Source organism: Colwellia sp. 75C3, from assembly GCF_002836255.1.
Classification (GTDB): Bacteria; Pseudomonadota; Gammaproteobacteria; order Enterobacterales; family Alteromonadaceae; genus Colwellia.
In genome coordinates this window covers 233,744-253,489 of record NZ_PJAU01000054.1, presented here as the reverse complement: position 1 = coordinate 253,489, position 19,746 = coordinate 233,744, and the positions used below count along the sequence as shown (strand labels likewise).

Annotated in this window: 20 protein-coding genes; 19 read left to right on the top strand and 1 reads right to left on the bottom strand. The window is 38.4% G+C overall.

Annotation, left to right across the window (positions count from 1 at the left end; translation table 11 throughout):
• Positions 1-23 precede the first annotated feature (23 nt).
• Positions 24-419, top strand: coding sequence for a hypothetical protein (locus CXF85_RS13635; RefSeq protein ID WP_101229205.1), 396 nt, complete (start codon positions 24-26; stop codon positions 417-419).
• A gap of 134 nt (positions 420-553) precedes the next feature.
• Positions 554-1,408 carry a multiheme c-type cytochrome gene (locus CXF85_RS13630; protein WP_101229204.1) on the top strand — a complete coding sequence of 285 codons (855 nt, stop codon included), beginning with the start codon at positions 554-556 and terminating at the stop codon, positions 1,406-1,408.
• Positions 1,409-1,525: 117 nt separating this feature from the next.
• Here CXF85_RS13630 and CXF85_RS13625 read toward each other — a convergent pair whose 3' ends face one another.
• On the bottom strand, positions 1,526-3,472 hold the full coding sequence (locus CXF85_RS13625; RefSeq protein WP_101229203.1) for a GGDEF domain-containing protein: 1,947 nt from the start codon (positions 3,470-3,472) through the stop codon (positions 1,526-1,528).
• Positions 3,473-3,902: 430 nt separating this feature from the next.
• On the opposite strand from CXF85_RS13625, the gene CXF85_RS13620 reads away from it, so the two are divergent.
• From CXF85_RS13620 to fabG, 17 genes are all read left to right on the top strand, one after another.
• A complete protein-coding gene (locus CXF85_RS13620) occupies positions 3,903-4,655 on the top strand; it encodes a beta-ketoacyl synthase chain length factor (protein ID WP_157829108.1) in 753 nt (250 codons plus the stop codon).
• 38 nt (positions 4,656-4,693) lie between these two features.
• Positions 4,694-4,951, top strand: a complete 258-nt coding sequence (locus CXF85_RS13615) for a phosphopantetheine-binding protein (RefSeq protein ID WP_101229201.1) — start codon at positions 4,694-4,696, stop codon at positions 4,949-4,951.
• A gap of 12 nt (positions 4,952-4,963) precedes the next feature.
• Positions 4,964-5,206, top strand: coding sequence for an acyl carrier protein (locus CXF85_RS13610; RefSeq protein ID WP_101229200.1), 243 nt, complete (start codon positions 4,964-4,966; stop codon positions 5,204-5,206).
• Between the two features lie 79 nt (positions 5,207-5,285).
• Positions 5,286-5,855 carry a hypothetical protein gene (locus CXF85_RS13605; RefSeq protein WP_101229199.1) on the top strand — a complete coding sequence of 190 codons (570 nt, stop codon included), beginning with the start codon at positions 5,286-5,288 and terminating at the stop codon, positions 5,853-5,855.
• Between the two features lie 93 nt (positions 5,856-5,948).
• A complete protein-coding gene (locus CXF85_RS13600; RefSeq protein WP_101229198.1) occupies positions 5,949-7,352 on the top strand; it encodes an AMP-binding protein in 1,404 nt (467 codons plus the stop codon).
• Positions 7,345-7,695 (top strand): 3-hydroxyacyl-ACP dehydratase FabZ family protein, encoded by a 351-nt coding sequence (locus tag CXF85_RS13595; protein WP_101229197.1) that lies wholly within the window; start codon positions 7,345-7,347, stop codon positions 7,693-7,695. The genes CXF85_RS13600 and CXF85_RS13595 overlap by 8 nt, the downstream gene beginning before the upstream one ends.
• Positions 7,695-8,510, top strand: a complete 816-nt coding sequence (locus CXF85_RS13590) for a glycosyltransferase family 2 protein (RefSeq protein WP_101229196.1) — start codon at positions 7,695-7,697, stop codon at positions 8,508-8,510. Before CXF85_RS13595 ends, CXF85_RS13590 begins: the two co-directional genes overlap by 1 nt.
• Positions 8,511-9,491, top strand: a complete 981-nt coding sequence (locus tag CXF85_RS13585; RefSeq protein ID WP_101229195.1) for an LpxL/LpxP family acyltransferase — start codon at positions 8,511-8,513, stop codon at positions 9,489-9,491.
• 32 nt (positions 9,492-9,523) lie between these two features.
• On the top strand, positions 9,524-11,077 hold the full coding sequence (locus CXF85_RS13580) for an HAL/PAL/TAL family ammonia-lyase (RefSeq protein WP_232771195.1): 1,554 nt from the start codon (positions 9,524-9,526) through the stop codon (positions 11,075-11,077).
• The gene (locus CXF85_RS13575) at positions 11,067-11,591 is read left to right on the top strand and encodes an acyl-CoA thioesterase (protein ID WP_101229193.1); all 525 of its coding nucleotides are present in this window, start codon (positions 11,067-11,069) and stop codon (positions 11,589-11,591) included. The genes CXF85_RS13580 and CXF85_RS13575 overlap by 11 nt, the downstream gene beginning before the upstream one ends.
• 6 nt (positions 11,592-11,597) lie before the next feature.
• Entirely contained in the window at positions 11,598-12,353 is a 756-nt protein-coding gene (locus CXF85_RS13570; RefSeq protein ID WP_101229192.1) for an outer membrane lipoprotein carrier protein LolA, read from the top strand.
• The gene (locus CXF85_RS13565) at positions 12,331-14,889 is read left to right on the top strand and encodes an MMPL family transporter (RefSeq protein ID WP_157829107.1); all 2,559 of its coding nucleotides are present in this window, start codon (positions 12,331-12,333) and stop codon (positions 14,887-14,889) included. The genes CXF85_RS13570 and CXF85_RS13565 overlap by 23 nt, the downstream gene beginning before the upstream one ends.
• Complete coding sequence (locus CXF85_RS13560; RefSeq protein WP_101229190.1) at positions 14,882-16,174, top strand: NAD(P)/FAD-dependent oxidoreductase; 1,293 nt, start codon at positions 14,882-14,884, stop codon at positions 16,172-16,174. Before CXF85_RS13565 ends, CXF85_RS13560 begins: the two co-directional genes overlap by 8 nt.
• Before the next feature lie 8 nt (positions 16,175-16,182).
• Positions 16,183-16,878: a DUF3261 domain-containing protein gene (locus tag CXF85_RS13555; protein ID WP_101229189.1), complete on the top strand. Its 696-nt coding sequence runs from the start codon at positions 16,183-16,185 to the stop codon at positions 16,876-16,878.
• 37 nt (positions 16,879-16,915) lie between these two features.
• Positions 16,916-18,115 carry a beta-ketoacyl-[acyl-carrier-protein] synthase family protein gene (locus CXF85_RS13550; RefSeq protein ID WP_101229188.1) on the top strand — a complete coding sequence of 400 codons (1,200 nt, stop codon included), beginning with the start codon at positions 16,916-16,918 and terminating at the stop codon, positions 18,113-18,115.
• A 49-nt stretch (positions 18,116-18,164) separates the two neighbouring features.
• Positions 18,165-18,632, top strand: coding sequence for an ApeP family dehydratase (locus tag CXF85_RS13545; RefSeq protein ID WP_232771194.1), 468 nt, complete (start codon positions 18,165-18,167; stop codon positions 18,630-18,632).
• A gap of 90 nt (positions 18,633-18,722) precedes the next feature.
• Positions 18,723-19,448: a 3-oxoacyl-ACP reductase FabG gene (gene fabG, locus CXF85_RS13540; RefSeq protein ID WP_101229187.1), complete on the top strand. Its 726-nt coding sequence runs from the start codon at positions 18,723-18,725 to the stop codon at positions 19,446-19,448.
• The last annotated feature ends 298 nt before the right edge of the window (positions 19,449-19,746 follow it).

Here is a 19,746-nt window from a genome sequence, read left to right as displayed (position 1 = left end):
ATCATTTAAACGTAGGATTTAAAATGAAAAAAATTATATTCGTAAGCATGTTAATGCTTTCAATACTTTTATCGAACCTTGCTCAAGCCGATGTAAAAGTTGGTGTTGCCCTTGATATGGACTTAAGTCTGGTTGCTCAAATTGACCGCTATAATATCGTCTTAGGTGATAGTGGTTTTGCCGTTGATTACTTAGTTAAAACGGGGACGTTTGATAATGAAACACCATTATCTTGGTATGTTTCTGGTGGTGGCTGGGCTGGTTGGGATAACGGTTTTGGTATGCGTGCCCCAGTAGGTGTTTCTTGGTACTTTGCTAAAGGCTGGGATTTATATGGGCAAGTACAGCCTGTTGCAGATTTTGATGATGGCTTTAAATTTAATGTTGATGGCGCCATTGGTGTACGTTTCGCATTCTAATTTACTCAGCCTATTTGAGTTAATGTGTCGATAAAAAAAAAGAGCCTTAAGGCTCTTTTTTTATGCCAAATCAATAACCATTCATTTTATTTAAAATACACTAGTACTTATCAAATAAAACAGAGTGCTTAGTTATGCGTTGGCGTTATTTCATTATTTTACAAATAGTTATCCTGTTAGTCGCTGCAGGGCTAATTTATAAGCACCAAGATAAAGCTCAGTTAGTTAAAACTCCGCCTACTGAATTGGCACAATGGTATAAACCTGAAAATAAGCGCCAAGTTTGGCTACATAATATGTTTAAACTTCGCCGTGAAATGCAGGCTGTTGAGTTTTATGCTAAAAATCAAGATGCTGAACACATGAATAAATGGGCAGAGCAGCTTAATGAACATTATCTTAAAATTGCCGAGATGGTGCCAAGTTGGCAAAAAAAATTAGCTGTGAGTACTGCAGCAGAGTTGCGTAATGCCAGTGAACAGAAGGATTATGCATCGGTATTAGTTCAGCATAAAATCTTGCAGCAAAGCTGTGATTCTTGCCATGATGATTATCAAGCCATCACTGCTTTGACCTATAGAACGCCAGACTTTTCAAAAATTCAGATTAGCTCTGAACTGAGTTTTGTTGATCATATGGATACGTTAACAAGGCAAGTAAACCAGATAAAAATTTCAGCGCAAGATGGCAATAAACCATTAGCACTATCATCTTTAGTTAGCCTTAATGATGGCATGACAATATTAGGAGAGACTTGTGTTGATTGTCATAAAAAAGATCGCAAACCTTATCCTAGTGAAACCATGAAAAAAACACTCAGTAGTTTAAAGCAGTCATTAGAGTCAGGTACTGCGAAAGAACAAGGGCGAGATCTTGGTACTTTAGCTGTATTAGCCTGTGCCCGTTGTCACGGCACTCATCGCATTGCTTATGGTGCTAAACAAAAGTTAATAAAAGAGATAAGCTTTAGTGACTTGATAAAACATTAAGTCAGGTCAGCAGGCATTTAATCAACAATCCAAACCATTGTCATTCCCGACTTTTTAATCGGGAATCTCTTATTTTAAGTATAGAGTGGCTAATTAAGGTTTAAATAACAGCTGTAATTAACCCGCTAGTGAAATACAGTTTCTACCGCTATTTTTCGCTTGATACAGCGCAATATCGGCTTCATGAAATATTTGATTAAAGTTTGACTGATTTTGCGCTAACTGAGAGATTCCAAAACTTGCCGAGATGTTGACTACCTTTTCACCCAGAATAATATCCTTTTTATCAATCGCTTTTCTGATCCGTTCTGCGATTTCATAGGCCTGTTTTGAAGAGGTATTAGGTAGTATTACTAAGAACTCTTCGCCACCAATTCTGCCTAATATATCGTTGTTTCTAACATATTCATTAGCGACACTGGCAATGTCCTTTAAAGCAATATCCCCAGCAGGATGTCCATAGGTATCATTGATTTTTTTAAAATGATCAATATCGAAAATGATAATGGCAAAGTTTTGTTTATACTTCTTTGCTTGAGCTAGCATACTTTCAGCATAGATAAAGGTGCAACGTCGGTTAGCTAGTTCCGTTAGCATATCGGTATTGGCTAATTTGTGTAGTCTTTCACTATTTATACGTTGTCGGTAAATAAAGAATATTAAACCAAGAGCAAGTAAGGAAATTACCACGGTAAGTAATGTTTGTAATTTCTGTTGTTGTGCCGCGTTTTCAAGTTCCGCCTTATCTAATAGTTTATCGCGTTCAAGTAGTTGGTTTTTTAACAGTGCTTGGTCGGTATCAAACATCACTTTATATTTTGAACGTACTTTTTCTCGTTCGTTATTTTGGTAGCTGCTAAACAACTTACGTGCTTCTTTTTGGTATTGATAAGCGTTTTGGTAGTCTTGGTTAAATACTGCGATATCAGCCTTTAGATCTAATACTTGAATGTACCAAGAGAGCACGGTTTCTTTTTCTAAGAGAGATAAAATGGCTTCGGCTTGTTTTATATTTTTCTGGGCTAATGCAATATCTTTGTCAGAAAACGCAATTAATGCGCTGAGAAATAAGTCATCAATTTGAGCAAAAGGACTATCAGAGTATGCGTGTACTTTTTGGTATAAAGAAAAGTAATGACGCGCCTTATTATTGTCTTTTTTCCGCTGGTAAGCTTTGGCTAAACCTAAGTAAGCGATGTCTATTAGGTTCTCTTGACCTTCTTGCTCTGATAACTCTATAACGCGTTGGTAAGTGTTAATGGCACCATCGAAATCCTTTATTGCCATTTGATTTTTGGCTAGGGTATTATGAGCAAAGAGTTCGTCAAAATAATATTCATGTTGATGGAAGTAATCAATGGCTTCTTGTGCCAAGCTCATCGCTTTTTCATTGTCATGAATATAGGAGTATGCGCTAGACATTTGTATTTTTAAATACGCTAGATCTAATTCGTCACCTAAATCTTTTAGGTATAAATAGGCTTTATGATAATACTTTATTGCCTCACTATCGTTATGGTTACCAGAATACCAATAGGCAATTGAACTATAAGACTCAGCGAGTAATTTTTTATTTTCTGTGGCTCTTGCATTCTTTTCTGCGTGTAAATACAAATCCATTGCTTGCTTCGATTTACCTAGTCCATCAAGTACACCGCCATGAATAAGCAATAATGATATGCCATCCTTACTGCTTAAATCGGGAGATAATGCATAGAACTGATCGATATGTTTTAGGGCTTCGGTAATATTTCCTAAGTAATATTGATATGCAGCTAGTCTATAAAATAACGCAGCTTTACCCGAAGAGCTTAATTTATTTTGGTGCTGGTTAAATAAGTCTTGGGTAAATTCAAGTGCTAGAGTAGGATTTTTATCATTAAGTTTGTCTGCTTTAGTAAGTGATTCTTGCAGCCAAACAGGGTGAACGGTTAATGCAGCAGATTGCCCGCTAACAGCAAGCATAAGAACGAGTAGAAAAACTAAGACCCAATTGAAATGGTTAGTAGGGCTATGTTTAGGGAACTCTGGAATATTATTTAGTCTATCTAAATCTCTAATCACTCTTTTCTCATTTTTAATAATAGCTTGTTTCTAAACCTTTTAAATCTCGCTGAGAGGGAAGAAACATATTGGAATTGAAGTGCGAATAAGCTTATTTAAGTGTAGTTTAACTTAGTGAATATATATACTTGTTTTATTTAGAACTCACTCACTTTTCACCTTGAACAATGCTATTTTTCATGTAAATAATATTGCTTGGAACAATGTCCAATACAAGATATGCCAAGACCTGAAAGAAATACAGCAACAAAGTGTACATTTTTTAGTAATAATAATGAAACTTAAGTACAGCAATTAAGCCTTAATTGTAAGTAAATTAGTGGAATATGTATTTATCTTGCGCTAAAAGAGGCTTTTAACTTGAATAGGCATGCTGGCTTAGGTAAAATTCTTAGCCATATTTTGTCGCGGTTTTAAAGAGTGCTTTAGCTTGGATTTTTCCATTAAACAATGTGTTGCTTGGGGGGGAGGTTTAACGACCACTCAAGATTGGCAAAGCTATGCTCAAGGTGAATTGTCACTTAGTGATTCGCAAGAGTTACCTGCGTTGAAGCAAATACCTGCTATGCAGCGTCGTCGGTTGAGTCCTTTTGCTAAATTGGCTTTACATTGCGCGTTAAGTGCGGCCGATGAGTGTTTAATGTCGGTACCAAGTGTTTTTGCTTCTCGCCATGGTGATCTGGCTAAAACGAGTAAGTTGATTAGTGATGTTGCCGCAAAAGAAGACTTATCACCGACACAGTTTGGTTTGTCTGTTCATAATGCTGTGGGTGGCTTATTTAGCATTTATACCGGTAATAAAGCACCGTTAACGGCAGTGTCGGCAGGTGAAGATACTTTTTTTACTGCCATTATCGATGCATTATGTAAGCTTTCAGCTAACGAGTATTCGCAAGTGTTAGTGGTTTTCACTGAAACGCTGGTACCTGAAATATACCAACAGTATATTGCTCAAGATGAAGTCGCTATAGCCTGTGCGCTTTTATTAGAGCCTGCAGGTAAGGGGGATGAAGTCTATACCTTGGCTTTGCAAGCTAAGCAAGAAAGCGATAAAGATAAAGTACAAACAGAAAATCAGCGCATGCAGGTTTTAGATTTTTTAAATTTTTATTACAGTAGCAGTAAAGAAGTTAATGTTAATAGTAAGCGCCACTCATGGCAATTGAGTCGAGCAGCAAGCTAGTCATATTAATTTAAAGTTGTTAAAGGAATAGTTGGAACATGAATAATTTAAGTGAAGAAGTAAAACAGTTAATTATTGAGACCTTAGATCTCGAAGACATCGAGCCGGCAGATATTGATTATGAAGATGCCCTTTTTATTGATGGTTTAGGTTTAGACTCTATTGATGCCTTAGAACTAGGTGTTGCAATTAAAAAAGCCTATGACGTAAAAATAGACAATAATTCTGATGATAGTAAAAAACACTTTTATTCAGTAAAAACCTTATGTGAATTTATTGCTGAGAGTCGTACTTAAGTGAGTAATGTTATGACAAATGAACAACTATTTACCATGCTTAGCAATATCTTAGAAGAAGCTTTTGAAGTTGAAGCTGAAGATATAACGCTTAAAGCTAATTTATATGAAGATCTCGATTTAGATAGTATTGATGCCGTTGATCTTGTTGTTAAATTAAGAGAGCAAACGGGCAAAAAAATCGAACCGGATGACTTTAAACAAGTTCGTACTGTTGAAGATGTCATCGTTGCTATCAAAAAATTATTAGATTAACTGATCGGCAAACCGCTAACCTATTAACGTGTTAGCGGTAATTTAATACTTCCTATTTGAAGCACCTTAGTTAAAAATTATGAAAAACACGTTATTGGCTCTTCTACTCATAACCTATCCTTTAGCGGTGTATTTCGGTTTACAATATTTCGAACCAGGTATGCTTGCCGCATTTTTTGCCATCATTTTTATTGTTCGGCATCTCAACTCTCCGGGTAAGCGCGGTACTATTCCTCATGCAAATATTGTCTTAGTTGCCGTTCTATCATTACTCACTTTTAGTGTGTTGGCTAACTCCGCGCTGGCATTAAAGTTCTACCCTGTGGTTATGAGTATTAGCTTTCTCGCTATTTTCGGTTACTCCTTATATAAACCACCGAGTATTGTTGAAATTATTGCCCGTTTACGTGAACAACTTGATGAAGATGGTATTGCTTATACTCGTCGAGTTACGCAAGTTTGGTGTGGTTTTTTTATCGTTAATGCCCTTATTGCTACCGTCACTATTTTTCATGAAAATGAACAAGTGTGGCTTGTGTATAATGGCTTAATTTCCTATGTATTAATGGGTTTATTAATGGCCGGAGAGTTTGTGGTACGTTTTGTGGTAAAAAAGCGTAATACAGCTAGGAAAGCCAATCAAAAATAAGTCAATGCAGTGATGTAAATGACTTTTAGCAAAATAATCATGTAATCGATTATTTAATAAATCACTTTTAATCGTTAAAAAAGTTAGCCAATTATGAAGTTTCCCAATCAATCATCACACTTTATCGAGCAAGGTGTCAGCTTTTCTCAATGGCAACAGCAAGTCATTTGTTTGAAAGATAAATTGAGTGAACAACCCCAACAAACGTGGTTGCTTTTTTGTCAGGATAGTTACCTTTTCTCGCTCTACTTTTTTGCTTTAGTTGCTGCCAATAAACGTGTCGTTTTACCGCCGAATGGTCAATCCTTGCAGCTTCAGCAATGTATGGTGCATGCAGACATTTTTTTAGGTGACTGTCATGAGTCGCAAGGCATTGATAATAACGATTTGGTTGATGAATATCCTTGTTTTGATATTGCTTCATTAAAATGTTTATTAGCCAAAGAGGCTAATAGCCCAGTAACGGGTGTAAAGCTAGTACTTAACCCTGAAAGTGATATTGTCTTTTTTACTTCAGGCTCAAGCGGACAAGCAAAAGCAATTTATAAGAAATTTAATCAACTGATTATTGAAGTTGAACAGTTAGAGAAAACCTTCTGCTCGCAGTTAGACAATGATGAAGGTGAATCTGCATTAGTAATGGCGACAGTATCGCATCAACATATTTATGGGTTGTTGTTTAAATTATTGTGGCCTTTGTGGTCAGGGCGAGATCTTTATCTACAAGCCTTTGCTTACCCTGAACATTTAGTACAGAAAATTAAGCAGCTAACTAATCGTAACATCTGTTTAATCTCTAGTCCTGCGTACTACCATCGCTTATTAAACGATAATGTCTTAAGAGAAGTACGTGATCAGTTACAGGTATTGTTTTCTTCAGGTGGACCACTTAACGCAGCAGCATCGATTGATTTGCATAGTGAATTAAATATCAGGCCAATAGAAGTTTTTGGCAGTACCGAAACGGGTGGTATTGCCTGGCGACAGCGGGTATCACTTGATGATGAAAACTGGCAAGTGTTTAGTGAAATACAGTTCAGTGCCGATGATGAAACACAACGACTGGCTATTTTATCTCCCTATGTGAATAGACAGCAATGGTATGAAACCGATGACAGAGTTGAGTTAATCGATAAACAAAGATTTAAACTCTTAGGTAGGGCTGATAGAATTGTCAAAATTGAAGAAAAACGCTGTTCATTAGATGAATTAGGCGCACGTTTAACTGAGCATGAATGGATTGCACAAGCTTATGTGCTTGTTCATGAACAAGTAGGCAAAAGACGTTGTTTAGCCGCAGTTGCTGAATTATCTAGTGCCGGTCAACTCGCTTTTTCGATAGATAAAAAATTTACTTTCGATCGCCAACTAAAAACATTTCTTAAGCAGTATTTTGAAGCGATTGTTGTGCCTAGAAAGTTTAGATACCTTGAACAATTACCCTACAACAGCCAGGGTAAATTGAATAAAAAACACTTGGAGAGTTTGTTTGACTGATTTTGTTTATCAAGCGGAGCTTGAATTAATTGAGCAAAGTAGTAACCGCGTTGAGTTGAACTTAACTATTCCTGAAAACTTATATTATTTTCAAGGACACTTCCCCGAAGCGCCTATTCTTCCAGGTGTGGCTCAGCTTGATTGGGTTATGAACTATTTAGCACAATATTTTGGTCTCGATATAACCACACTTATTAGTGTTGATGCCTTAAAGTTTCAGCATATTGTTAGACCGGGTTATCAAGTGACTTTAACGCTTGAGCAGTTAAAGCCGAAGAAATATAGCTTTAATTATTCCTCTAATCATGGACAACATGCCTCAGGCAAAGTGGTTTTCGCTTAATGACTCAATTAGCTACAGCAGCGGCAACTAAGCCACAAGGAAAAACATTAGCATACGGTTTTGTTATTCCTAATTACAATCACCATTTAGTGATTACTGACACCATTAAAGCGTTGGTGGTTTTTGGTTTACCTATTATTTTGGTCGATGATGGTAGTAATGAAGAAACTCAGCAAGTATTAGCGGCTATTGATAGTGATTTTCATCAAGTAACCCTTATTCGCCGAGCACAAAATGGTGGCAAAGGCGCGGCAGTACAAACCGGTTTAGCTGCGGCCTATCAAGCTGGCTGGAGTCATGCATTACAAGTTGACGCGGATGGTCAGCATGATCTTAATGATGTTGACCGTATGCTTAAATTATCACTTGCCCAGCCACAGGCTTTATTAAGTGGTCAGCCAATTTATGATGACAGCATTTCTAAAGGTCGTTATTACGGGCGTTTTATTACCCATTTTTGGGTCTATATCGAAACACTCTCAATGGATATTAAAGATTCAATGTGTGGCTTTCGTGTTTATCCGTTAGCAGCCTATCATCAACTTACTCAATCAAGCCGTTTAGGAAATAAAATGGATTTTGATATTGAGGTGATGGTGAAATTACATTGGCAGGGAGTACCGATGCACTTTATCAAAACGAAAGTACTTTATCCTGAAGACGGAATTTCGCACTTCAATGTTTTTGATGACAACGTCCTAATTTCATTGATGCATACCCGATTGTTTTTTGGCATGTTATGGCGTTTGCCTAAAATTATTTATAGAAAACTTATGTGCAGAAAAACGAGTGGCCAACCTAAGGTAAGCAATTAAATGAAAAAGCAACTGCATTGGTCAAAAGTTACTGAACGCGGCTCTATGTTAGGTATTGAAACCTTGATCTTTATCTACAAAATCTTTGGTAAAGGCCTATTCAAAGTCTGCCTAACACCAGTGATGTTTTATTTTTATCTAACTGGTAGCAGTGCAAGGCAAGCTGTTTGGTATTATTTAGATAATTATCATGTCAGTCAGGGACAAGCTAAAAAAACAGGCTTGGCCAAATTTAATGATGGCTTTAAAGTATTTTTCTCTTTTGGTTTATCCATTGTTGATAAATTTGATGCCTGGTTAGGCAAGGTCAGTTTTGATGATATTGATATTGTCGGTGATGAAGGTTATCAAGCGCTTTCTTCTGGTCCAGGAGCGGTAATTTTCAGTGCTCACTTAGGTAATATGGAAGTATGTCGTGCTATTTTTAGTCATGGTGAAAATAAAAAGCCGCTTAATGTCATTACCTATAACGAACATACTCCGTCATTTAATAACTTCTTAAAAAAAGTGAATGCAGATTCAGCTATCAATTTTATTCACATCAATAATTTTGGCCCTGATGATACCATTAAGTTAAAACAAAAAATTGAAGATGGCGAAGCCGTGGTTATTTTTGCTGATAGAACGTCAGTGAATAACCCAAATAGTGTTAATTTTGCGCCATTTTTAGGTGAAGACGCTCCGTTTGCCGTTGGGCCTTTTGCCCTGGCAACCATTATGGATTGCCCGGTATTTACTATTTTCTGTATTAAGGAAAAAGGTCGTTATCGTACCTACATAGAAAAACTTGCCGATCCGATTAAGATCAAACGAAAAGAAAGGCAACAATACTTTAATGACTTAACGAAACGTTTTGCGAAACGTTTAGAAAAACATGTTCTGTTAGCCCCTTATCAGTGGTATAACTTTTTTAATTTTTGGCACACCGTGGCGAAGCCTTCAGCATTACCACTAGAAAAGCCTAAATCAGACAACGAATAACTTGGTCACTTGAAGCCAAGATGGAGAATTACGTGAGTACAACAAAGAATAATAAACTGGTATTTGGTTATGGCCGTTTAACCATTGAAGATATCGTTAGTGTAGTGGAAAAGAATGCTGAAGTAAGTTTGAGTGATGATGCGCACTTTCATGAAAAAGTAGACAAAGGCGTAGCCTTTTTAGACAAGCTTTTAAGAGAAGAAGGCCATATTTACGGCGTTACTACCGGTTATGGCGACTCTTGTACTGTTGAAGTACCTATGTCTTTAGTTGATGAACTACCAATACATTTAACCCGCTTTCACGGCTGTGGTTTAGGTAAATTCTTTACCATAGAACAAGGTAAAATGATTTTAGCCGCTCGCTTAGCTTCATTATCTCAAGGTTTTTCTGGCGTAAGCTGGGATTTACTTAATTTGTTAGTCGAGTTGGTCAACCGAGAAATAGTACCGGTGATCCCTGAAGAAGGCTCTGTTGGTGCTAGTGGTGATTTAACGCCACTTTCATATGTTGCCGGCACACTTATCGGTGAGCGTGATACTTACTATAAAGGTGAAGTAGTTAACGCTGCTTTAGCCTTTGAAAAAGAAGGTTTAAAACCAATCAAGCTAAGACCTAAAGAAGGTTTAGCTATTATGAACGGCACAGCGGTTATGACGGCACTTGCCTGTCAGGCCTTTGACCGTGGACAATATGCCAGTAAATTAATGACTCGTATTACCGCCTTATCAAGCTTGGCTTTGAAAGGTAATAGCCATCACTTTGATGACATTTTATTCAGCGTTAAACCTCACCCAGGACAAATCGAAGTTGCTCGACGTATTCAACATGATTTAAACCATCTTGAACACCCACGTAACTCTCATCGTTTACAAGATCGATATTCGATTCGTTGTGCACCTCATGTTATTGGTGTACTCGAAGATAGCTTGCCTTGGTTACGTAACATGATAGAAAACGAATTAAACTCTGCTAACGATAATCCTATTATCGATGGCATTGGTGAGCACGTTTTACATGGCGGACACTTCTATGGTGGTCACATTGCTATGGCAATGGATTCAATGAAAAACTGTATCGCTAACTTAGCTGATTTAGCTGATAGACAAATAGCGACTTTAGTTGATGTGAAAATGAATCATGGTTTACCGTCTAATCTAAGTGCAGCTACCGCAGAGCGTCGTTATATTAATCACGGCTTTAAAGCGATTCAAATTGGTTGTTCAGCGTGGACTGCTGAAGCATTGAAATTGACTATGCCAGCCAGTGTATTCTCACGCTCTACTGAATGTCATAACCAAGATAAAGTAAGCATGGGTACTATTGCTGCTCGTGATTGTTTACGTATATTAGAATTAACCGAGCAAGTACTTGCAGCAACGTTATTAGCCAGTGTGCAAGGTATACGTATCCGCATTATCAATGGTGAAATTGATGAAACATCATTAACGCCAGATATTCGCGCTATGTTAGATGACATCAGCGGATTCTTTGAATTACTTGAAGAAGATCGCCCGACAGATAAATTGCTTAGACAAACCATTGGTTATATTCAATCACAACGTTGGTCGTTATATGACGCCTAATGAACAAGGCAATAGCTCAAGCCAAGCAGTAAACCAAGCAGAAAAAATTGTCTTGGGGAAAACAGCTGAAAAGGCCTTAATATCAAGTTATCTTGATATTAAGGTGCCATTTTATGATGTTGATTCTATGCGTATTGTTTGGCACGGGCATTATGTAAAATATATTGAAGATGCCCGTTGTGTATTACTTGATAAATTAGGGTATAACTACCTGAGCATGGAAGAGTCGGGTTATATTTGGCCGATTGTTGATATGCGTCTTAAGTATGTTGCTTCGGCTAAGTTTGCTAACAACATTCGCGTTTATGCCTTTTTGGTTGAGTATGAATCGAGAATGAAAATAGCTTATGAGATTTATGACTTAGCCACAGGAAAAGTACTTAATAAAGCCCATACCATACAAGTTGCCGTTGATATTGAGTCAGAAGAAATGCAATTTGAAAGTCCTGAGGTTTTTATTAATAAAGTAACTGCGCAGTTAAACAATGATGCAACTAAGCCACTAAGTGAGTAATTATTGATGATACAGTCCAGCCGGTTTTTGTATTTACTATTTTTAATCTCTTTATTAGTGCTTAGTGTTACTCCTGTCCAGGCACTTACTAAAGATAGCGCTGCTCAAGCGTCTTCAGCCGAAGAAAAGCCTGCTTTAGTGCAGAATATTCAATCGGATAGCGACGCAAAGATAAAGCCCTCAAAACAAATTGTGGCGCTACTTGAAAAGCTGGCTATCAATCAAGGCAAAGGGCAATTTACTCAACAAAAATACTTTAGCTTTATGTCAGTGCCTATTACCTCAACAGGGCATTTTATCGTTAAAGGTGAATCAGCATTATGGCAAACTGAGCAGCCAGTATTTTCTGCCTTATTACTAACCCCTGACGCTATTTACCGTCGTTTATCCCTTGATGAGCATTATCAATTACTCACCGATAGTGCTGAGTTTTCAGCAATCTTATCGACTATATTTACTGGCAAGGTTAATGTTGATGACTGGCAGCTCAAAAGTAGTACAAATGATACTTGTCTTGAGTTAACGCCAAAATCAGGACAACTAAAGCAGTTATTCAGGCAAGTTGATTTATGCTTAGCTAACAATGCTCCCCAAGGGACTGAATTGAGCAAATCTAAACAACAAAGGCAGATCACTTTAACGGATAGTAAAGGCGATAAAACCGTTATTACCATGACATTAAGTGAAGATGCTTTTATTGCCGGTGATGTTGAAGCACTTAAGCGCTCAGCTAGTCAAAATGGCACAAAGAATGCTCACTAAGTTACCGACACTTAGTACCGCAACCAAAGCCATTTTATGGACAGTACAATTTTTATTGGTACTGGTGTTATTGCTGCTTAGCCAATTTAATAGCACTAACTTCTTAGGCACACCGCTAAAGCTCAATGCTGATTTGACCTCGCTTTTTGATAGTCCATTGTCAAATAATGACACTGCAAGTGATGATATTAGTCGCGGTGATAATAATGATGAGGTGGCTCAAAAACAGGTCGCTGAACAAATCTCCCAAGCAGCCAGCAAAAGCAATATTGTTCTCGTTGGCGCTTCAGATCTCGCTCTCGCCATAAAAAAAGCAGATTTGTTGGCCAAAAGCCTCAGCAATTTAGTGTTAGTTTCATCAGTACAAGTTAACTTTTCACAGATGGCGCAATTGAGTGATATCAGCAAAGACTACTTACCCTTTAAACAGCAATTACTTAGCCAAGAAATGGCAAGACTGTTAACTGAGGCAACAAACCAAGAGCTGTTCAGTTATCAATTTTCTTTGTTAAATCAAGTGGCAAATCAAGCGATCAGTTTGACCATTGAACAAGCACCGCATCTAGCGTTAGCCGATTACCTTTCTCGGCCACTATTTGGTAGCTCAGCATTGAGTGTTAAAAATGATCATTTGGTCAGCCATTATCAAGATAGACACTATGTTTTAGTCTCTTTTAGCACCAACAGTGATGCCGTTAATATTAATAGCGCCCAACAGTTTGTTGTCGAGTTTAAAGACATTATTGCGCAGCAAGCCTTTAACAAACCAAGCCTAACCCAGACAGACTTAACCGAAAATGAAGTAGAGTACCTCTACACAGGCGCACTATTTTATACCAGTAAAGCCAGTAGCACCGGGCAAGGTGAAATGATGTTATATGGTGGCATCTCGTTATTTGCTACCTTATTACTCATTGTTTTGGTCTATCGTAATATCACTGCTATGTTAGCAACGTTTACCCTTATCGGTATTAGTTTTATCTATGGCTATTTAGCACTGTCGTTGTTTTATCAGCAAATCAGTGTGATTGCGCTTATCTTTTCCGTTACCCTTATTGGCATTGCTGCCGATTACAGTTTTCATGCCTTAACACAATTGAAATTCAGCCAATTTAACGCAAACAGTGCTAAGCAACCGCTGGCCAGTATTCGTTCCTCTTTGTTGATGAGTTACCTGACAACAGGTGCCGGTTATTCCTTATTACTGTTAGCGCCATTCGCTTTATTTCAGCATATCGCAGTGTTTACTTTGTTTGGTTTATTGGGCGCATTGGTCACTGTGTTGCTCTTGTATCCATTATTTTTACCTCTGCTTCAAAAGCAATATGAAAGTAAAAATCATGTGGTTATGCCTTTATTTGCAAGCAAGTTAAACAAGCTACAACACCGCTTTGTTGCTTTTATAGCTAACTATAAAATTTTCACCATCACCATCTTTGTCGGTACTTTACTCGCGATGACGTTGGTGCAGTTTGATAATGATATCCGTCGTTATTACACTGCGGATGCAGAGTTACAAGCCAGTGAAACAAAAGTTAAAGCGGTATTAAAGCAAAAGTGGGATTTACAGTACTTCTTACTGCAAGCTAATTCATCGCAATCGCTACTCGAATTAGAAGAGCAGCTAGTGACTAAACTAACGCGAATAGTCGATGATGCGCAATTAGCGGGATTTTCCGCGGTGAGTCAGTGGTTACCTTCAATCGCTAAACAAAAATCGAACAAAATTTTACTGAGCCAAGCAGTCGAGCAAGGCAAAATGGCAAAGCTGCAAAGCATGTTAGTACAAGGTAATTGGCAATTTGAACAAAGCTTTACCCCATTATTACCTGCACAGTGGTTTGAAAGTCATTTAGGGAAAATGTATAAAAATCAGTGGATAAAACAGGATAATACTTTTTACTCGGTAGTGCGCCTCGCAGGCATACAAAATACTGCTGAGTTAACCGACATAGCTGCGCAATTAGATATTAAACAGGGCACAGCAGGGCAAGTGCACTTAATTGACAAAGCTGGCAGTATATCAGCGCAACTTGCTCAATTTAGCCAACACCTTGTTTGGGTGATATTGGCTGCAGTGATTGCTGCTTTACTGGTATTTATCACCCGTTATGGTCTGCAAGTCGCACTATTAGCGGTGGCAACTCCCGCCTTCTCATTGATGCTGGCATTACTGTTTAGTTTTTATTTACAAGAACAGCTAACGATTTTTAATTTAGTCGCGGGAATTTTGATTTTAGCGTTAGGACTTGATTATTCGGTGTTTTATGCAGAACATGGTTTACATAAAAAAGTGACTTTAACGACAGTTATGTCAGCATTAAGCTCGGTATTTGTTTTTGCTATTTTAATGCTCAGTAGTATGACCGCCATCAGTAGTTTTGGCTTAACAGTATTTATTGGCGTGTTATTCACCTTTGTTTTAGCACCTATTGTTACCCTCGCAAACGGACAATCAAAGATAGGGAGTGTTGAGCTTTCTGGAAGATCCCAAGAAAGACCAACCCCCCCTAATAAGGAAAAGATTAATGAGTAAAGCCAACATGTTTGATATCACTATTATCGGCGCTGGACCATCGGGTGCAATTGCCGCTAGTTTATTAATGCAAAAGGGTTGGTCAGTGTGCATCCTTGAACGCGAGCACTTCCCACGTTTCTCTATTGGCGAAAGCTTATTACCTCATTGTATGGAGATGATTGAAAAAGCTAATATGCTTGATGCGTTGTTAGCGAATGCCGATGAATTAGGTTTTCAATTTAAAAATGGTGCGGCATTTCATCGTGATGGCCATGATTGTCATTTTGATTTCACCAAGAAGTTCAGCCAAGGGCCAGGTACAACTTATCAAGTGAAGCGTGCTGCTTTTGATAAGTTACTTGCTGATGAAGCACAAAAGCAAGGTGCAGAAATTCGCTATGGTCATAGCGTTACTGCTTTTGAATCATCTAAAGAAGGTACTTCACTCTCTGTGAATGGTCCTGAAGGTGATTATCAAATTAATGCCAAATTTACCTTAGACGCCAGTGGTTTTGGCCGGGTATTACCGCGTTTATTGAAGCTAGAAAAAGACAGTGTGTTAACCAATAGAAAAGCAATATTTACCCATTTCAAAGATAATATTGCCGAAACAGTTATTGGTGAAAACTTTGATCGTAATAAAATATTGATCACAGTTCATCCGACGAAAGCCGATGTTTGGTATTGGCTTATTCCATTTAGTGACGGCACCGCAAGTATTGGTGTTGTCGGTGAAGATCATTACTTTAATGACAATGATCAAGCGGATTTGACGAGTGAGCAGTTAGCGACAAAACTTTTACAGTATCTTAATGAAGATGCCAACCTAGCAAATTTACTCGCTAAAGCTGAGATAATTGCGCCAGTACGAACTATTGGTGGTTACTCTGCCAATGTAAGTTCATTGCATGGTGAAAACTTTGCTTTATTAGGTAATGCTGGCGAGTTTCTTGACCCAGTATTTTCGTCAGGTGTAACCATTGCCATGCACTCAGCCATGTTAGCGGCAGAAGTGGTCGACAAGCAATTATCTAAAAAATCAGTGGATTGGCAGCAAGATTATACCGTACCTTTATCTAAAGGTATTGAAACGTTTAAGCACTTTGTAATGTCTTGGTATGATACTAGCTTGCAAGACGTTATATTCTTCTCTGATGAAGAAACTGACGTTAAACCAATGATCTGCTCGATACTGGCGGGTTATGCTTGGGATGAAAAAAATCCTTATGTTAGCAATACCAAGCGTCGTTTAAATGTGTTGGCAGAAATATGCCAAGATGAAACAACAGCTGCGGATAAATAGAGTAACCTATGTTAATGAATCTTAATAAGTGGGTAAAACTGCTATTTATTTTACTCCCTTTGAGTTTGCTTACCGCTTGTAGTGTGTTCACTTTAGGGAGTGGTAATGCGAATGTCTCTACGCAACTTATGCCGTTATTACCTGTGCCAGCTGATTTGCAAAATAGGGTTTGGTTAGAGAAATTCACTTTCTCATTTGATAATACTAGCAGCGCCAGTAACAGCATAAGTGACAATCAAGGCACGGCTAATGACTCGACTGAGAAGGTTAGTGGTTATGCCAAGCAAAGCATGCTGCTACAAACTGAACTCACAGAGCAAGGTATTAGCATCGCAGCGATGAGTTTTGATGGTATACCGCTTGCACAAGCGAGTTGGCAAAGTGGTAGCCAAAGTATCAAAAGTGAACTGACCGTGGCAAAAAACTTTGATGCTAAGCAGGTACTTCATGACCTACAAGCAGTGAATTGGCCAATAGAGTTAATAACCTCTGCATTAGCAACGAACTTTAGCGTTGATGAACAAAGTGTAGCAGATCCAAAAACAGGCATAAAAATTAAAATACGACACTTTTATCATCAAGGTGAAGTGATTATAATTATCCGTTATCAACAACAAGATATTAGCTTTGAGCAAGTCAGCGCAGGATACCGTTTACTCATTACCCGTTTAACGGATAATGATCTAAACGCTGCATTAAAATAGTAACTCAGCCTTATAAATTACAAAGAAAGTAACTCTTATGAAAGAAACATTATACATTAATGACTTTGCACTAGTTAATGCGCTAGGTAGCGATAAAGAAACAATTAAGAGTAAGCTATTAGCTGGCTCACAATCTGGCTTGAGCTGTGTAGAAAATTTATTACTTGAAGGACCTATTACCGTAGCTGACGTAACTGAAGCATTGCCGAGCTTAAGTGATAAACCTAAACACTTACAAAGTCGAAATAATCAATTAGCCGCGTTGGCACTTAAGCAAATTAAAGCACAAGCCCAAACGTTGATTGAACGTTTAGGCGCAGATCGTGTTGCTATTATCGTTGGTACCAGTACTTCAGGTATCAGTGAGGGTGAACAAGCCATGCAAGTGTTGCAACAGCAAGGTGAATTTCCAGAGCACTATGATTATCGTCAACAAGAAATTTATAACTTAGCTGAATTTATCAGTGAAGAGCTGGCAACGACAGGCATCTGTTTGACCATTTCAACAGCCTGTTCGTCAAGTGCTAAAGCCTTTAAAACCGCTAGCGAAATCATTGATGCCGGTATGGCTGATGCCGCTATTGTTGGGGGTGTCGATACCTTGTGTGGCATGACAGTTAACGGCTTCCATGCACTTAACTCGACTTCTAGCGGAATATGTCAGCCTTCAAGCGCTAATCGCGATGGTATTAACATTGGCGAAGCGGCGGCATTAGCTATTTTGACAAAAGATGAATCAGCGTCTGCAACCAATATACGGTTATTAGGCGTCGGTGAATCAAGTGATGCTCATCATATGTCAGCACCTCATCCTGAAGGTGAAGGTGCTATTGTAGCGATGCAAAGCGCCCTTACCGAAGCTGGCCTTAAAGCGAGTGATGTTGATTATATTAATTTGCATGGTACAGCAACACCGAAAAATGATGCCATGGAAGCGGCCGCAGTTGCTCATGTTTTTGGTATAGAAACACCGTGTAGCTCGAGTAAAGGACTAATTGGTCATACCTTGGGTGCTGCAGGCGCTACCGAAGTGGGCTTATGCTGGTTATTGATGTCAGGTGACGACAGCGAAAATACAACCTATGCCCCTCAAGTTTGGGACCATGTGATTGATGAGACAATACCAGCGCTTAAACTTGTTGCCATTGGTGATAAGCAAGCTAGCCCGATTCGCCGCTGTTTATCAAACTCATTTGCCTTTGGTGGTAACAACGTCAGTGTACTCATTGGGCGTTAAGCCAAAAGATGCCAAATTTTAATAAAGACGATAAAAGTATAATTTTGATATGACCATGAAACAAAATAGTTACCCAATTGAAGACGTTGTACCCCACAAACATCCGATGATCCTCATCGATAAGTTAGTCGCGTACAATGATCTTATTGCTCAATGTTCGCTTACTATAACGAGCAAGAGCAACTTTTATAATGACGAAAAGCAAAGCGTGCCAAGTTATGTTGCTATTGAATATATGGCGCAGAGTATTGCTGCTTTTGCTAATGCCAATGAAAAAGACCAAGGTGGCGAAGTCGCTATCGGTTTTTTAGTCAGTAGTCGAAAACTGAAAGTCTTTGTTAGTGAGTTTACTTTAGGTATGGAGCTTACTGTCACGGTCGAGCAACTTTATGCTGAAGAATCAGGTTTGTCAGCGTTTGATTGTTTTGTTGAGCATGACGGTGAACGCGTTGTAGAAGCAAAAATAAACATATTTCAACCGCAAGATGCCAATGCTTTCTTAGCTGATCAATCTTAATCCGTTTGGTATAAGCCGCACTCAGTTAAATAAAAACAAAATTAAGTTACATCAAATTAAGCTACAACAAATTATATAAATGGAAAAATAATGTCTAGACGCATTTTAGTAACAGGTTCAAGTAAAGGAATAGGCAAAGCAATTGCTTTGAAATTAGCACAAGATGGTTTTGCTATTACCGTACATTGTCGCTCTGGTGTTAGCGAAGCAGAGCAAACGATTAGTGAAATTGTCGCGCTAGGCGGTAATGCCGACCTAATACAGTTTGATGTCAGCGACAGAGCAGCTACCAAAGCCGCATTAGAATCCTATGTTGAAAATAATGAAGTCTTCTATGGCGTAGTTTGTAATGCGGGTATTACCGCAGATACGGCTTTTCCTGCGATGACTGATGATGAATGGGACAATGTCATTCATACCAACTTAGATGGTTTTTATAATGTATTACGTCCGTTAGTTATGCCTATGGTACAAGCGAGAGTTGGCGGAAGAATTGTCACTATGGCTTCAGTATCAGGTGTTATTGGTAATCGTGGACAAGTCAATTACAGTGCTTCAAAAGCCGGTGTTATTGGCGCTACTAAAGCGTTATCGCTTGAATTGGCAAAACGAAAGATTACCGTTAATTGTGTTGCACCGGGTTTAATTGATACTGGTATGACTGATGATCTACCAATGGATGAAATCAAAAAAATGATCCCGTTGAAGCGAGCTGGTTCAGCTGAAGAGGTTGCTCATACAGTAAGCTTCTTAATGTCTGATGGCGCAGCTTACATAACCAGACAGGTTATATCTGTAAACGGCGGTATGGCATAGTAATTACTAACCTTGTCGCTGTATCAACCAGTTTAGGCGTTAAACTTCACTTTTAAAGGTAGGCATTGACTAACGTCAACTCCGTGTTTTTTCCTTTAAACTGACCCATACAACTTAAAGGTCAGTATTACTGGGTAAGAGTGTTAGATAGTTAGTTAGTTAGTTAGTTAGTTAGTTAGTTAGTTAGTTAGTGTTAGAGAATAATGTGCCTATGCACATGGCTCTGGGACGTCATCCCCGTGGTGTATTAATCGGGGATCCAGTTTCTAAAAAGTGACGGAACAGGACAATATGCGTC

Coding starts and splice junctions, on each gene's coding strand:
- CXF85_RS13635 (WP_101229205.1), top strand. CDS start 24: ATGAAAAAAATTATATTCGTAAGCATGTTAATGCTTTCAATACTTTTA.
- CXF85_RS13630 (WP_101229204.1), top strand. CDS start 554: ATGCGTTGGCGTTATTTCATTATTTTACAAATAGTTATCCTGTTAGTC.
- CXF85_RS13615 (WP_101229201.1), top strand. CDS start 4,694: ATGAATAATTTAAGTGAAGAAGTAAAACAGTTAATTATTGAGACCTTA.
- CXF85_RS13610 (WP_101229200.1), top strand. CDS start 4,964: ATGACAAATGAACAACTATTTACCATGCTTAGCAATATCTTAGAAGAA.
- CXF85_RS13605 (WP_101229199.1), top strand. CDS start 5,286: ATGAAAAACACGTTATTGGCTCTTCTACTCATAACCTATCCTTTAGCG.
- CXF85_RS13600 (WP_101229198.1), top strand. CDS start 5,949: ATGAAGTTTCCCAATCAATCATCACACTTTATCGAGCAAGGTGTCAGC.
- CXF85_RS13590 (WP_101229196.1), top strand. CDS start 7,695: ATGACTCAATTAGCTACAGCAGCGGCAACTAAGCCACAAGGAAAAACA.
- CXF85_RS13585 (WP_101229195.1), top strand. CDS start 8,511: ATGAAAAAGCAACTGCATTGGTCAAAAGTTACTGAACGCGGCTCTATG.
- CXF85_RS13575 (WP_101229193.1), top strand. CDS start 11,067: ATGACGCCTAATGAACAAGGCAATAGCTCAAGCCAAGCAGTAAACCAA.
- CXF85_RS13570 (WP_101229192.1), top strand. CDS start 11,598: ATGATACAGTCCAGCCGGTTTTTGTATTTACTATTTTTAATCTCTTTA.
- CXF85_RS13565 (WP_157829107.1), top strand. CDS start 12,331: ATGGCACAAAGAATGCTCACTAAGTTACCGACACTTAGTACCGCAACC.
- CXF85_RS13560 (WP_101229190.1), top strand. CDS start 14,882: ATGAGTAAAGCCAACATGTTTGATATCACTATTATCGGCGCTGGACCA.
- CXF85_RS13555 (WP_101229189.1), top strand. CDS start 16,183: ATGTTAATGAATCTTAATAAGTGGGTAAAACTGCTATTTATTTTACTC.
- CXF85_RS13550 (WP_101229188.1), top strand. CDS start 16,916: ATGAAAGAAACATTATACATTAATGACTTTGCACTAGTTAATGCGCTA.
- CXF85_RS13545 (WP_232771194.1), top strand. CDS start 18,165: ATGACCATGAAACAAAATAGTTACCCAATTGAAGACGTTGTACCCCAC.
- fabG (WP_101229187.1), top strand. CDS start 18,723: ATGTCTAGACGCATTTTAGTAACAGGTTCAAGTAAAGGAATAGGCAAA.